Origin of the sequence: Streptomyces sp. NPDC093109 (assembly GCF_040701725.1) — a bacterium.
In the GTDB taxonomy this organism is placed as follows: domain Bacteria; phylum Actinomycetota; class Actinomycetes; order Streptomycetales; family Streptomycetaceae; genus Streptomyces.
Genome location: NZ_JBFBEZ010000009.1, coordinates 100017 through 114109, shown reverse-complemented (window position 1 = coordinate 114109; position 14093 = coordinate 100017). Strand labels below are relative to the sequence as shown.

Below are 14093 nucleotides of genomic sequence, written 5' to 3'. Positions count from 1 at the left end.
CACGCCCCTCTTGACCGGCCTTTTCTGTGCATGGGAGCGCTCCCAGTGGTTGGATGGCAGAGAGCCCCACCCTGTACACCGCTCGCCGACCGGGCCGGGGATCGGGCCGAGGGAGGTCGCAGGATGGTGACGAAGGTGACGAAGGCGCGTACGGGCCAGCCCACCCTGGAGGAGGTCGCCGCCCTCGCGGGCGTCGGCCGGGGCACGGTGTCGCGCGTCATCAACAACTCGCCGCGGGTCAAGGACACCACCAGACACCTGGTCGAGCAGGCGATCGCCCAGCTCGGCTACATACCGAACCGGGCCGCCCGCGCGCTCGCGGGGAGCCGTACCGACGCGGTGGCGCTGGTGATACCGGAGACCGAGAAACGGTTCTTCGCCGAGCCGTACTTCTCCGACATCGTGCACGGCGTGGGCGACGCGCTCGCCGACACCGATCTCCAGCTCCTGCTGACCCTGGTCAGGAACGAGAAGGAGCGGCAGCGCTTCCTCCAGTACGCCCGCGCCCGCCGGATCGACGGCGTCCTGCTCGTCTCCGTCCACGGTGACGACCCGCTGCCCGATCTGCTGGCCGGAATGGAGCTGCCGACCGTGCTGAGCGGCCGGCGGTCCGGGGACGAGTCCGTCTCGTACGTCGACTCGGACAACGTGGGCGGCGCGCGGGCGGCGGTCCGGCATCTGGCGGAATCCGGCCGCCGCACGATCGGGACCATCACCGGGCCGCTGGACATGTATGTGGCCCAGTGCCGGCTGCGCGGGTACGAGGAGGCGGTACGGGCCGCCCCGGGCGCCGGCGGCCACGGCCCCGGCGGCCCGCTGGTCGCCCACGGCGACTTCACGGAGGAGAGCGGACGCCGCGCGATGGCCGAGCTGCTGGCCCGCGAGCCGGACCTGGACGCGGTGTTCGCCGCGTCCGACGTGATGGCGGTGGGCGCCCTGCACACCCTGCGGTCGCTGGGCCGCCGGGTCCCGGAGGACGTGGCGGTGGTGGGGTTCGACGACTCCCCCATCTCCCGCCACACGGATCCGCAGCTGACCACCGTGCGCCAGCCCGTGGAGGAGATGGGCCGCACGATGGCCCGGGTGCTGCTGGAGACGCTCAACGACTCCTCGGCGGCCTGGCAGCACGTGGTGCTCCGTACGGAGCTGGTACGGCGCGCCTCGGGCTGAGCGTCCGGTCTGGACCGGTCGGACCTGCCGGACCGGCCGGCCGGGACCGTCGTCGGCCCGACGCCGCCCCGGTGCCGCCCCGGGCCCTACTGCCTTTTCGGCCAAGCGAGTTCGGCTCCGCACCCGCCCTTGACGTGGGGTGGGCTGCTCGACAAGACTCATGGGAGCGCTCCCACACCGGAGGAGGCGGCTCCTCCATTGCCGCCCCGCTCGGGCTGCCGCAACCCGGCGCGGGAGCGCCGCCCCTGCCTACAGTGCCGCGACCGGCAATGTTTGCCCCGAAAGGAGCGTTGTCCAGTGCGTGCGATCGCAAGGCGGACAGAAGTTCTGGTAGCGGAGCTACCTGGGCTTCTGGCCAACGCGGCGAGCGTGCGTGCTGGGCGGCGCGACGGGGCAAAGCTTGCCGGGAGGGGCACTTAGCGGGCGAGGGTCTGTGCTGTCGGCGCTCCGACGGCACGGGCCCCCGGGCGCTGTCCGGTGCCGCATCCGTGGGGGACACGGCATCGGACGGCGCCTCATAGCGCCGGTACGCGTCCGCGCCCCGGGCGGAGTGCGCGGGCGCGTACCGGTCCGGGCAGGCAGGCGGGCAGGAAAGCCAGGAGACGGTCAGGCGACCGAGCCGAAGCGGCGGGGCCGGGAGGTGTCGTGGTGGATCGGGGTGTGGGCGCCGGTCAGGGAGGCGCCGGTACCGCCGTGGCGGGTGGCGACGATCTCCGCCGCGATGGACAGGGCGGTCTCCTCGGGGGTGCGGGCGCCGAGGTCCAGGCCGATCGGTGAGTGGAGCCGGGCGAGTTCGGCCTCGGTGACGCCGGTCTCGCGCAGCCGCCTGCCGCGGTCCTCGTGCGTACGGCGCGAGCCCATCGCGCCGACGAACGCGACCGGCAGCCGCAACGCCCGCTTCAGCAGCGGCACATCGAACTTGGCGTCGTGCGTGAGCACGCACAGCGCCGTACGGCCGTCGACCTCGGTGGACTCCAGATAGCGGTGCGGCCAGTCGACGACGACCTCGTCGGCGTCCGGGAAGCGCGCACGGGTGGCGAAGACGGGGCGCGCGTCGCAGACCGTCACGTGGTAGCCGAGGAACTTGCCCGCCCGGGAGAGCGCGGCGGCGAAGTCGACGGCACCGAAGACGATCATGCGCGGGGGCGGTGCGCTCGACTCGACCAGCAGCGTCACCGGCCGGCCGCAGCGCGCGCCGCGCGCGCCGATGGTGACCGTGTCCGTACGGCCGGCCTCCAGCAGGGCGCGCGCCTCGGCCGCCGCCGTACGGTCCAGCTCGGGGTGGCCGCCGAGGGCGCCCTCGTACGAGCCGTCCGGCCGTACCAGCAGCGCCCGTCCGCGCAGGGTGTCCGGGCCCTCGACGACCCGGGCGAGCGCCGCCGTCTCCCCGCGCGCGGCGGCGGCGAGCGCGGCGGCGAGTACCGGCCGCTGGGGCGCGTCGGACCGTACCGGCGTCACCAGGATGTCGATGGTGCCGCCGCAGGTCAGCCCCACGGCGAAGGCGTCGTCGTCGCTGTACCCGAACCGTTCCACGACGCTGCGGCCGTCCCGCAGGGCCTCCCGGCACAGCTCGTACACCGCCGCCTCCACGCACCCGCCGGAGACCGAGCCGACCGCCGCGCCCGCGCCGTCCACGGCGAGCGCGGCTCCCGGGCGCCGGGGCGCGCTGCCGCTGACCGCCACGACCGTGGCGACGGCGGCATCGCGGCCCTCGGCGAGCCAGCGGTTCAGCTCGTCGGCGATGTCCAGCATGCGCGTCTCCTTCTCATCGTCAGCCCGTGCCCGTCAGGTGTTCCGGGCGGACCGGCGTCCTGGTCAGCTCCAGCCCTGTCGCGGCCCTGATGGCCGCGAGGACGGCGGGGGTGGACGAGAGCGTGGGCGCCTCGCCGGCCCCGCGCAGCCCGTACGGCGCGTGCTGGTCGGCGAGTTCGAGCACATCGACGGGGATGGCCGGGGTGTCGAGGATCGTCGGGATCAGATAGTCCGTGAAGGACGGGTTGCGCACCTTCGCGGTCACCGGGTCCACCACGATCTCCTCCATGACCGCCACCCCCAGGCCCTGCGTGCTGCCGCCCTGGATCTGGCCGACGACGGAGAGCGGGTTGAGCGCCTTGCCGACGTCCTGCGCGACGGCCAGCTCGATGACCTTGACCAGGCCCAGCTCCGTGTCGACCTCCACGACGGCCCGGTGCGCGGCGAAGGAGTACTGGACATGGCCGTTGCCCTGGCCCGTACGGAGATCGAACGCCTCGGTCGGCCGGTGGCGCCACTCCAGCTCCAGGTCGACGGCCTCGTCACCGAGCACGTCCGCCAGGTCGGCCAGCACCTCGCCGCCGTCGGTGACGACCTTGCCGTTCTCCAGCAGCAGTTCGGCGGTGGCCCACGCGGGGTGGTACGTGCCGAACCTGCGCCGGCCCAGCTCCAGCACCTTCGCCCGGACGTTCTCGCAGGTGTGTTTCACCGCGCCGCCCGTGACGTAGGTCTGGCGGGAGGCGGAGGTGGAGCCCGCCGAGCCGACCCGGGTGTCCGCCGGCCGGATGGTGACCCGGTCGACGCCGAGTTCGGTCCTGGCGATCTGCGCGTGGACGGTGACGCCGCCCTGGCCGACCTCGGCCATCGCCGTGTGGACGGTGGCGACGGCGTCCCCGCCCACCACTTCGAGCCGCACGCGCGCGGTGGAGTAGTCGTCGAAGCCCTCGGAGAAGCCGACGTTCTTGATGCCGACCGCGTAGCCGACGCCCCGTACGACGCCCTCGCCGTGCGTGGTGTTCGACAGCCCGCCCGGCAGCTCCCGTACGTCCGCCGCCTCGCCCGCCGCGAGCCACTGCCGCTCGGGCGGCAGCGGCCTGGCCTTGACCCGGCGCAGCAGCTCGGCGACGGGCGCCGGCGAGTCGACCACCTGGCCCGTCGGCAGCACGGAGCCCTGTTCCATGGCGTTGAGCCGCCGGAACTCCACCGGGTCCATCTCCAGCGCCGCCGCCAGCTTGTCCATCTGGGCCTCGTACGCGAAGCACGCCTGGACGGCGCCGAAGCCGCGCATCGCGCCGCAGGGCGGGTTGTTGGTGTAGAGGCCGACCGCCTCGATGTCGACGTTGTCGACGACGTACGGGCCTGCCGACAGGGACGCGGCGTTGCCGACGACGGCCGGGGTGGAGGACGCGTACGCGCCGCCGTCCAGCACGATGCGGCACTTCATGTGGGTGAGCCGGCCGTCGCGGGTCGCGCCGTGCTCGTAGTGGAGCCTGGCGGGGTGGCGGTGGACATGGCCGAAGAAGGACTCGAAGCGGTTGTAGACCATTTTGACGGGCTTGCCGGTGCGCAGCGCGAGCAGACAGGCGTGGATCTGCATCGACAGGTCCTCCCGGCCGCCGAACGCGCCGCCGACGCCGGAGAGCGTCATCCTGACCTTGTCCTCGGGCAGGCCGAGGACGGGCGCGATCTGCCAGAGGTCGGAGTGCAGCCACTGGGTGGCGACGTACAGTTCGACGCCGCCGTCCTCGGCGGGCACGGCGAGGCCGGACTCCGGGCCGAGGAACGCCTGGTCCTGCATGCCGAAGACGTAGTCGCCGGTGACGATCACATCGGCGCGCCCGGCGGCCTCCGCGGCGTCGCCCCTGACGATCGGCTGGCGGTGGACGATGTTCGGGTGCGGGACGTGGCGGCCCCCGGGGGGCGGGACATGGCCGTAGTGGTGGTCGTCGCGGCCCTCGTGGATCACCGGCGCGCCGGGCGCTGTGGCGGACGCCTCGTCGGTGACGACGGGCAGCCCCGCGTACTCGACGCGGATCCTGGCGGCGGCGCGGCGCGCGGTCTCGGGGTGGTCGGCCGCGACGAGGGCGACCGGCTCGCCGTGGTGGCGGACCTTGCCGTGGGCGAGGACCGGGGTGTCCTTGATCTCCAGGCCGTAGTTCTTGACGCTCGCGGGGAGGTCGTCGTACGTGAGGACCGCGTAGACCCCGGGGACGGCGAGGGCCTCCGCGATGTCGAGGGAGCGGATCTCGGCGTGCGCGACGGTGGAGCGCAGGGTGTGGCCCCAGAGCATGTCCTCGTGCCACATGTCGGAGGCGTACGCGAACTCGCCGGTGACCTTGAGCAGGCCGTCGGGGCGGAGGGTCGACTCTCCGATGCCGCCCTTGGTGGTGCCCTGGGTGGCGGTGCCCTGGGTGAGGTGGCCGGGGGCGCCGACGGGACCGGTCGTGGTCATGATGCGATCGCCCCGCCCTCGTGCGTGCCGCCGTAGGGTGCCCGGCGGGCGGCGGCGAGCCGGACCGCGTCGAGGATCTTCTCGTAGCCCGTGCAGCGGCAGAGGTTGCCGGAGAGCGCCTCGCGGATGTCGCCGTCGGTGGGCGACGGGTTGTGTTCGAGCATCTCGTCGGCGGCGACGAGGAGTCCGGGGGTGCAGAAGCCGCACTGCACGGCGCCGGCGTCGATGAACGCGCGCTGGACGGCGGACAGCGGGTCGCCGTCGGCCGCCGCGCTGCCGGTTGCCGTGCCGTCGCGCCGACGCGCGTGGTCGGCGAGCCCTTCGACCGTGAGGACGTCGCGCCCCTCGGCCTGCCCGGCGGCCACCAGGCAGGAGCAGACGGGGACGCCGTCGAGCCGTACCGTGCAGGAGCCGCATTCGCCCTGCTCACAGGCGTTCTTGGAACCGGGGAAGCCCAGGCGCTCGCGCAGTACGTAGAGGAGGCTCTCGCCCTCCCAGACGTCGTCGGCCTCCTGCCGGCGCCCGTTGACCGTGAAAGTGACCCGCATGATCAGGCAGCTCCTTCGAGAGTGCGCCGGGCGCCGCGGTACCGCTCCCAGACCCAGCCGAGCTGGCGGCGGGCCATGACGCCGACCGCGTGACGGCGGTAGGCAGCGGTGCCGCGTACGTCGTCGATGGGGTTGCAGGCGGCGGCGGAGAGGGTGGCGAACTCCTTGACCACCGAGGGCGTAATGACTTTGCCGTTGTCCCAGAAGCCGCCCTCGTCGAGCGCCGCGTTCAGGAACGACTCGGCGTCCCGCGCCCGGACGGGCGTGGGCGCCGCGGAGCCGATTCCGGTCCGTACGGTCCGGGTGGCGGGGTGCAGGGCGAGGCCGAAGGCGCAGACGGCGATGACCATCGCGTTCCGCGTGCCGACCTTCGAGTACTGCTGCGGTCCGTCCGCCTTCTTGATGTGTACGGCCCTGATCAGTTCGTCGGCGGCGAGCGCGTTGCGCTTCACGCCGGTGTAGAAGTCGTCGATCGGGATGCGGCGGCTGCCCCGTACGGACTCGACCTCGACCTCGGCGCCCGCGGCGAGCAGCGCCGGGTGCGCGTCCCCGGCCGGTGACGCGGTGCCGAGATTGCCGCCGACGCCGCCGCGGTTGCGGATCTGGGGCGAGGCGACGGTGTGCGAGGCGAGCGCGAGCCCGGGGAGCGGCGTCCTGAGGTGCTCCATGATGCGGGCGTACGGGACGGACGCGCCGAGCCGGACGTACTCCTCGCCGACCGTCCAGTCGTACAGCTCTTCGATCCTGTTCAGATCGAGCAGATACTCCGGCCGCCGGTGATCAAAATTGATCTCGACCATGACGTCCGTGCCACCCGCGATGGGCACAGCGGTGGGATGCTCGGCCTTGGCGGCGAGCGCGTCCCCCCAACTGGCGGGGCGAAGGAAGTCCATGAGGGGCCTCTTTTTGATTGATTCCGCTGCTTCGATCTCCGGAAACGGCCGGTCCTTACCAGTACACAAGCAGTGCTTCCGCCTGGTGCAGTCACCGAAACCATGAAGGAATTGGCTGGCCGCCATCCGAGTCTTGTAGATTCGAACGAAAGGCGAAGCCCCGGTAACCGAACGGTCTTCCGCCCGAAACACGCGGCGTTCCCACGCCCCCGTGGGCCCGCCGGGGCCCGGAAACCACGAAGAGATCGACGAGGCGAGACATGCGGCTGCGCGCACTGCTGGAGACCGACGCGCTGGGGCTGCGGCTGCTCGGTGGCGCGGACGAACTGGACCGGACCGTGCGCGGGGTGATGACCACCGATCTGCGCGATCCGAGCCGCTATCTCTCGGGCGGTGAGCTGGTGCTCACCGGCCTCGCCTGGCGGCGGGCGGCGGAGGAGTCGGAGCCGTTCGTCCGGATCCTCGCGGGCGCCGGGGTGGCCGGGCTCGCGGCGGGCGAGGCGGAGCTGGCCCAGATCCCCGACGATCTGGTCGAGGCGTGCGCGCGCCACCGGCTGCCGCTCTTCGCGGTCGACGAGAACGTGGCGTTCGCGACGATCACCGAGCATGTGGTGCGCCAGGTGTCCGGGGAGCGGGCCGGGGATCTCGCGGCGGTCGTCGACCGGCACCGCAGGCTGATGTCCCCTGGCCCGGCGGGCGGCGGCCCGGAGGCGGTCCTCGACCTCCTCGGCTCCGATCTCGATCTGCGGGCCTGGGTGCTCTCCGCCACCGGCCGCCGGATCGCGGGCGCCGGGGAGCCGCTGACGGCCGCGCGCGCCGCCGTGCTCGCGGGCGAGCAGCTGGCCGCCGTACGCGCGGGCCGCCGCAGCCCGTACCGCACGGCCGTCGAGGGGACGGTCTACTCGCTGTTCCCGGTCGGCGGGCCGGACGGCGGCCGGAGCGGCGCTCCGGGCGGCGGAGCGGGGCGCGCCGCCGCGCTCTCCGGCTGGCTGCTCGCGGTGGAGGCGGACGCGGCGGACTGGCCGACGGAGCGGCTCGATCTGCTTCGGGGCGTGACCCAGCTGATCGCGGTCGAGCACGACCGCAGGGAGGCGTCCCGTGCGGTCCGGCGCCGGCTCGCCCAGGAGGTCGTGGAGCTGGTCCAGGCGGGCGCGGCGGCCCCCGAGATCGCCGCGCGGCTGCGGGCGGCGGCCCCGGTGCTGCTGCCGGGCGCGGCGCCGGCGCCGCTGTGGCAGGTGGTCGTGGCCAGGGTCGACTGGACCGGTCCCGGCTCCGGCTCCGGGGCGGCCGACGGGACGGACGGGGCGACGACCGGGGACGGTCCGGTGGCGCAGGCGCTGCTGGAGGAGATCCTGCTCGGCGCGGCGGGTACGGGTGCCGGGGCCGGGGCCGGTGTGGACTCCGAGCGGATCGCGGTGGCGCGGACGGGGGACGAGGCGATCGCGCTCGTACCGCTGCCTGCGCCGGCTCCCCCGGTACGGACGGAGCCGGACGCGGGTGCGGACGGCGCGGGGCCGAGCGCGGGGCCCGGCGCGGGGCTCGCTCCGGAGGCCGAGGCGCCCCCCGCACTGCGCGCGGAGGCGCTCCTCGCCGCCGTACGGGCCCCGCTGACCGCCGGTCTCGCCGCCGACGGCCGGCTGACCCTGGGCGTCAGCGCGGCGGTCCACTCGGCGGACGGGCTGCGCGGCGCCCTGGAGGAGGCCCGGCACGCCCGGCGGGTCGCGGCGGCCAGGACCGGCCGGGTCTGCGCGGCGGACCACCACGAGCTGGCCTCGCACGTCCTGCTGCTGCCGTTCGTGCCGGACGACGTACGCCGGGCCTTCACCGCGCGGCTGCTCGACCCGCTGCGCGCGTACGACCGGCGCCACCGCGCCGAGCTGATCCCGACGCTGGAGGCGTTCCTCGACTGCGACGGCTCATGGACCCGGTGCGCGGCACGGCTGCATCTGCATGTGAACACACTGCGCTACCGGGTGGGCAGGATCGAACAGCTGACGGGCCGTGATCTGTCACGGCTGGAGGACAAGCTCGACTTCTTCCTGGCCCTGAGGATGAGCTGAGGACGGGCTGGCGGCCTTGCCGTCGCCCGCGGTTGACCGCCGTCACCCGGAATATTCACGCCAAGGTCCACAGCGCGCGGGACCCGGTGCGCGGTACGGCCGCCGCGGACCGCCGGAGAACCGTCGGCGCAGGTGGCGGCCGTACCGTCGGCACCCGCACGCGCCCCTTACCCGCCGTACGCACCCCGGACAACCGCCTCCGGACACCGGATGATTGTGAATTTTTTCACCTGAGCTACTGGCCCCACGTGCCGATCCATGCTGAGATGCGTCCACACCCAACAGCACAATGGCGCGCTCGGGGAGGGCAATGTGGCGCATTCCGCCATGTCTGGTTCCGGAACCATCTCTGGTGACGACCCTCTCCAGACAGCCATATGGCGGCTGCGCTCGCGCGGCTGTTGGTCGGAGGCGGCGGCCCTGCTCGACGCGCACAGCACCGCTCCCGACCCGGCGCTCCAGCGTGCCGCGCTGCTCGTGGAGCGCTGTCTCTTCACCGGCATCGGCTGGCCCGAGGCGGACAAGGCCCTCCGGGAGGCGGAGGCCGTGGCCCGCTCGGACGACGAACGCGGCGCCGCCGCCTGCGAGCGCGGTCACCTCGCGTACGCCTCGACCGTCCTCGGCGTACGGGACCGCGCGGACGAGGCGCGCGCGGCGCTGGGGCGGGCGGCGGCCCTGCTCGATCCGACGGCGCGCGGCCGGGCGCTGCTCGACTTCCGGCGCGGGCTGATCGCCGAACACCTGTCGGAGTCGCCCCAGTCGGCCCGGGCCGCGTACCGCCGCGCCCACGCCGCCGCGACGGCGCACGGCGAGACGCTGCTGCTCTCCTTCACCTGGCGCCATCTGGCCGGTCTCGCGCTGCGCGAGGGCGAACTGGCCGAGGCGCGGCACGGCTTCGGCGAGTCCCTCCGTATCCGCGAGGAGCTGGGCTACCTGGTCGGTACGGCCCCGGCCCTGGCGGCCCTCGCCGAGGCCGAACCGGAGCCGGAGGCCACCCGCCTGCGCGCGGAGGCCGCCCGCCTCTTCCGGCTCCTGGGCGGCGTCCCCACCTGGCTGGCCCACCAGCTGACACCACCGCCGGCGCCCGTCGTCTAGAGCACGGCTCTCACACCGCCGGTGGCGGCGGGCCGTGCCAGGTGTGCCACAGCTCGGCGTACGCGCCGCCGCGTGCCACCAGCTCGTCGTGCGTGCCCAGTTCCGTCAGGAGGCCGTCGTCCATCACCGCCACCCGGTCCGCGTCGCGGGCGGTGTGCAGGCGGTGGGCGATGGCGATGACCGTGCGGCCTTCCAGTACGGCCGCCAGCGCGCGCTCCGCGTGGCGCGCGGAGGCGGGGTCGAGGAGCGCCGTCGCCTCGTCCAGGATGATGGTGTGGGGATCCGCCAGCACCACGCGCGCCAGGGCCAGTTGCTGGGCCCGCGCGCCGTCCAGGGACTCCTCGCCGGCGCCGAGCACGGTGTCGAGGCCGGCCGGCAGCGTGTCCACCCAGTCCGCCCCCACGGCGGCCAGCGCCGCGCGCACCTCGTCGTCGCTCGCACCGGGCGCGGCGATCAGCAGGTTGTCGCGGACGGTGTCGATGAAGACGTGGTGTTCCTGGGTGACCAGCACGACCTGACGGCGCAGCTCGCCGGGGCCGAGTTCGGCGATCGGCACCTGACCCACCGTCACCTCGCCCTCGCGCGGCCGGTCGATACCCGCGAGCAGCCGTCCGAGGGTGGACTTCCCGGCGCCGGACGGGCCGACGACGGCCAGCCGTTCGCCCGGCCGCACGGCCAGGTCGACACCGCGCAGCACATCGCGTCCGCCGTCGTAGGCGTACCGCACTCCGGAGACCTCGATCCGGTCGTCGGCCGGTACGGGCCCGGCGGGCCGGTCCGCCGGCGCCGTGTCACCGGTACCCACGCCCTCGACGCGTGCGAACGACGCTCCCGTGCCCTGGAGTTGGTCCATGTACTGGAGTATCTCGTCGAGCGGCTGGGCCAGTTGCCGCATGTAGAGCGCGCAGGTGACCACGGTGCCGAGGCTCACCGCGCCGTGGTCGTGGAGCAGGCTCCCCGCGAGCAGGACCCCGACCACCGGCACGACGTACGACACGTCCACGGCCGGGAAGAGGACACTGCGCAGGAACAGCGTCCGGATCCGGGTGCGCCTGCTCTCCTCGACGGCCTCCTCGCACGCCGCGATCCGGCGCTCCTGGAGGCCGAACGCCTCGACCGTACGGGCGCCCGTCGCCGTCGCGGAGAGGACCTCGGCGAGGACCGAGTCCGCGTCGCCCTGCGCCAGATACGCGGTGCGCGCACGGCGCAGATACCAGCGGGCGGCGACCCAGATGCTCGTCAGGCCCAGCAGACCGGCGAGGCCGAGCGGTGGCGCGAGGACCAGGACCGCGCCGACGATGAAGAGCACCTCCAGGCTCGCGATGAAGATCGCGGGGCCCGCGTCCCGCAGCGTCGTGCCGACCGCGGCGACATCGGTGGTGCCACGCGCGGTCAGATCGCCCGCGCCCGCGCGCTCCACGGTCGCGGTGGGCAGGGCGAGCGCCCGGTCGACGAGCCGCTCGCGGATCCGGGCCGAGGCGCGTTCGCCGACGCGGTACGCGAGGAGCCGGGCGTACCGCGCGAGCAGGAACTGGACGAGCACACACACCAGAATGACGAGCGCGTACCGGTCGACGTCCGCGACCCCGCCACCGGCCCGGACCGTGTTGATGATGCGGCCGACCAGCCAGGGGCCGACCAGCCCGGCCAGCGTCGCGAGCACACTGAGAAGTACGGTCGCGGCGAGCGCGCGCCCACCGTTACGTACCAACTCACGTGCGGCGGCGCGCACTTGGCGCGGTCCGGCCACGGGGAGCCGGGTGGACGCGGCGGACTGTGCCGATGCCGGCTCCGCCGGAACCGGGTCCGCCGGAGCCGGCTTCGTGGCTGTCGCATCCGCGGTTGTCGGGTCCGCTGTCATCGTGCCGCCTCCTCGTACCGGTCCCGCTCGTCCTCCGCCGCTCCGCGCGCCACGAGGTCGCGGTAGCCGCTCTGTCCGGTCAGCAGCTCCCGGTGGGTGCCGACCGCCGCCGTCCGCCCGTCGACCAGGAAGCAGACCCGGTCCGCCTGTTCCAGCATCAGCGGCGAGGTGCTGGTGACGACGGTGGTCCGGCCCGCGCGGGCGGTACGGAGCCGGGACGCGAGGGCCGCCTCGGTGTGGGCGTCGACCGCCGAGGTGGGTTCGAGCGCGATGAGCACCTCGGGGTCGGCGAGGAGCGCCCGCACGAGCCGGACGCGCTGGCGCTGGCCGCCGGAGAGGTTACGGCCCTGGGCGAGCACCGCCGAGTCGAGTCCGTCGCGCAGCCCGAGGACGATGTCCTGGGCCGCCGCCGCGTGAACCGCCTCGGCGACCGCGTCCGGGTCACGGCCGGCGCGGCCGGCGACGGTCTCGCGCAGCGTCCCGGCGAAGAGGTCGGCCTCGTTGTCGGCGACGAGGATACGGTCGCGGAGCACCGGCAGGGCGATCGCGTCGAGGCGTACGCCGCCCCAGGTCGCGTCCGAGGCGGTGAACCGGCCGAGCCGGTCGGCGACCTCGGCGGCCTCCGCAGGGCGGGCGCAGACCAGCGCGGTGAAGAGGCCGGGCGGGATCTCGACGCCGGAGGCGGGGTCGCGCAGCACTCCCGCGGCACCAGCACCGGCACCGGAGTTGCTCTCCGGTCCGGTGAGTTCGGGCTCCAGCTCCAGGAACCGGACCACCCGCCGCGCGCACACCAGACCGCGGCTCAGGTCGTACCCGCCCTCGATGAAGAACCAGACGGGGACGGTGAGTACGGCGACATATCCGTACACGGCGACCAGTTCGCCGAGCGAGATGGTGCCCTGCGCGGCCAGCCGGGCGGCCAGCCAGGTCACGGCGGCGAGGAACAGCGCGGGCAGGCCGACCGCCAGCGCGTCGATCCAGCTGCTCACCGCGCCGACCCGGTATCCCTCCGCCCGCAGTTCGGCCGAATCCCGCCGGTAGCGCGCCGCGTACACGTCCTTGCCGCCGAGCCCGCTCAGCACGCGCAGCCCGCCGGCGATGTCCACGAAGCGCGCGGCGAGGACGCCCTGCCGCTCGCGGTAGACGGTCTCGACGCGCTGGAGCCGGCCGAGCAGCGGGCCCACCACCCCCACCAGCAGCGGCACTCCGACCAGTACGACGGCCGCGAGGAGCGGCGAGACGGACAGCAGCAGGGCCGCCACGACGACGTACGCCGCCACCGCGCCGACGCCGGGGCCCGCGATGGTCAGCACCTGGCTGATCGCCTGGACGTCGCCGATGCCGATGGTGACGACCTCGCCCGCGGTGACCCGGCGGGGCAGGGTGGCGCCGAGCCGGGTCGCCTGGCGGATCACGACCCGTACCGTGCGGAATCTGGCGTCCATCCGGACCCTGGTCATGGTCCGGTGCCGCATCATGCCGATCCACGCGTTCACGGTCCCGGCGGCGAGCAGCAGTCCGGTCCAGCCGAGGAACGCCGCGCGGTCGCCGGGCGCCAGCCCGTCGTCGACCGCGCGCGCCAGCAGATACGGGGGAAGCGTCAGTCCGACCATCCACGCCGTGCCCCAGAAGGATCCGGCGGCCACCCGGCCCCGCTGGCTCGTCACCAGCCACCACAGATACCGCGGAGCACCGCGCCGGTCGGGGGTACCCGGTTCCACGTACAAGTCGCCCATTCCTCGCACCCTAACGACCGCACCCCGGCGCCGCGCGGCATTATCCGGCGGCCCGACGGTCCCGGAAAGACGCCGGGAAAGGCCCCGGAAAGACGCCGGGCTCCCGCCGGTGGGAGCCCGCCTTCCCCGCCACATCCCCACCGGCCCCGCACGACCTCATCACGACCTCATCACGACTGTGCCCGTGGCACGTGCCAACCGGACCGCCCGAGGGGATGATTCGCCCGAAAAATAGGCAACGCCACCTGACCCGGACCGCCTTGCGGGGGCCCGTAACGATCACCAACAACCCTAAAAGGTAAGCTTCGCTGAATTACCGTCAGACGTCCGAAAGGGAACAGATCGCCCCACTGCCGGACGACCCCGTGGTGATAAGATCGCATAGCTTGCCAAGCGGTGCCGAACCCGCTATGGAATACAGGAAAGTCAGCGCATCGGCCCAGAAATCCGCCACCCCGGGGGAGAACTATGCCATCAGCCGGGCCATTACAGGCTGTCCGGCCGGGTGAGTATGCGCGGCCGATCC

Annotated in this window: 9 protein-coding genes; 3 read left to right on the top strand and 6 right to left on the bottom strand. The window is 73.8% G+C overall.

From position 1 onward, the window contains the following. Positions 1-123: 123 nt before the first annotated feature. Positions 124-1170 (top strand): LacI family DNA-binding transcriptional regulator, encoded by a 1047-nt coding sequence (locus AB0389_RS11870; protein ID WP_366395199.1) that lies wholly within the window; start codon positions 124-126, stop codon positions 1168-1170. Positions 1171-1776: 606 nt separating this feature from the next. Here the strand turns inward: AB0389_RS11870 and AB0389_RS11865 are convergent. The 4 genes from AB0389_RS11865 to AB0389_RS11850 are packed head-to-tail and all read right to left on the bottom strand — an operon-like array spanning position 1777 to position 6815. After that, complete coding sequence (locus AB0389_RS11865; RefSeq protein ID WP_366395198.1) at positions 1777-2922, bottom strand: XdhC/CoxI family protein; 1146 nt, start codon at positions 2920-2922, stop codon at positions 1777-1779. Positions 2923-2941: 19 nt separating this feature from the next. Beyond that, on the bottom strand, positions 2942-5374 hold the full coding sequence (locus tag AB0389_RS11860) for a molybdopterin cofactor-binding domain-containing protein (RefSeq protein WP_366395197.1): 2433 nt from the start codon (positions 5372-5374) through the stop codon (positions 2942-2944). Further along, positions 5371-5922: a (2Fe-2S)-binding protein gene (locus AB0389_RS11855; protein ID WP_366395196.1), complete on the bottom strand. Its 552-nt coding sequence runs from the start codon at positions 5920-5922 to the stop codon at positions 5371-5373. Before AB0389_RS11855 ends, AB0389_RS11860 begins: the two co-directional genes overlap by 4 nt. Before the next feature lie 2 nt (positions 5923-5924). After that, entirely contained in the window at positions 5925-6815 is an 891-nt protein-coding gene (locus AB0389_RS11850; protein WP_366395195.1) for a xanthine dehydrogenase family protein subunit M, read from the bottom strand. A 260-nt stretch (positions 6816-7075) separates the two neighbouring features. Here AB0389_RS11850 and AB0389_RS11845 point away from each other — a divergent pair, with 260 nt between their 5' ends. After that, complete coding sequence (locus AB0389_RS11845) at positions 7076-8875, top strand: PucR family transcriptional regulator ligand-binding domain-containing protein (RefSeq protein WP_366395194.1); 1800 nt, start codon at positions 7076-7078, stop codon at positions 8873-8875. Between the two features lie 312 nt (positions 8876-9187). Continuing rightward, a complete protein-coding gene (locus tag AB0389_RS11840) occupies positions 9188-9970 on the top strand; it encodes a hypothetical protein (RefSeq protein ID WP_366395193.1) in 783 nt (260 codons plus the stop codon). Between the two features lie 10 nt (positions 9971-9980). Here the strand turns inward: AB0389_RS11840 and AB0389_RS11835 are convergent, their stop codons facing one another. Together AB0389_RS11835 and AB0389_RS11830 are read right to left on the bottom strand one after the other, a co-directional pair. Next, positions 9981-11831 (bottom strand): ABC transporter ATP-binding protein, encoded by a 1851-nt coding sequence (locus AB0389_RS11835; protein ID WP_366395192.1) that lies wholly within the window; start codon positions 11829-11831, stop codon positions 9981-9983. Beyond that, a complete protein-coding gene (locus AB0389_RS11830; protein ID WP_366395191.1) occupies positions 11828-13567 on the bottom strand; it encodes an ABC transporter ATP-binding protein in 1740 nt (579 codons plus the stop codon). Before AB0389_RS11830 ends, AB0389_RS11835 begins: the two co-directional genes overlap by 4 nt. Positions 13568-14093 lie beyond the last annotated feature (526 nt).

Bases quoted from the DNA above. Each gene is read 5' to 3' on its own strand.
- AB0389_RS11860 (WP_366395197.1), bottom strand. From the start codon at position 5,374: ATGACCACGACCGGTCCCGTCGGCGCCCCCGGCCACCTCACCCAGGGC.
- AB0389_RS11865 (WP_366395198.1), bottom strand. From the start codon at position 2,922: ATGCTGGACATCGCCGACGAGCTGAACCGCTGGCTCGCCGAGGGCCGC.
- AB0389_RS11870 (WP_366395199.1), top strand. From the start codon at position 124: ATGGTGACGAAGGTGACGAAGGCGCGTACGGGCCAGCCCACCCTGGAG.
- AB0389_RS11855 (WP_366395196.1), bottom strand. From the start codon at position 5,922: ATGCGGGTCACTTTCACGGTCAACGGGCGCCGGCAGGAGGCCGACGAC.
- AB0389_RS11835 (WP_366395192.1), bottom strand. From the start codon at position 11,831: ATGACAGCGGACCCGACAACCGCGGATGCGACAGCCACGAAGCCGGCT.
- AB0389_RS11830 (WP_366395191.1), bottom strand. From the start codon at position 13,567: ATGGGCGACTTGTACGTGGAACCGGGTACCCCCGACCGGCGCGGTGCT.
- AB0389_RS11845 (WP_366395194.1), top strand. From the start codon at position 7,076: ATGCGGCTGCGCGCACTGCTGGAGACCGACGCGCTGGGGCTGCGGCTG.
- AB0389_RS11850 (WP_366395195.1), bottom strand. From the start codon at position 6,815: ATGGACTTCCTTCGCCCCGCCAGTTGGGGGGACGCGCTCGCCGCCAAG.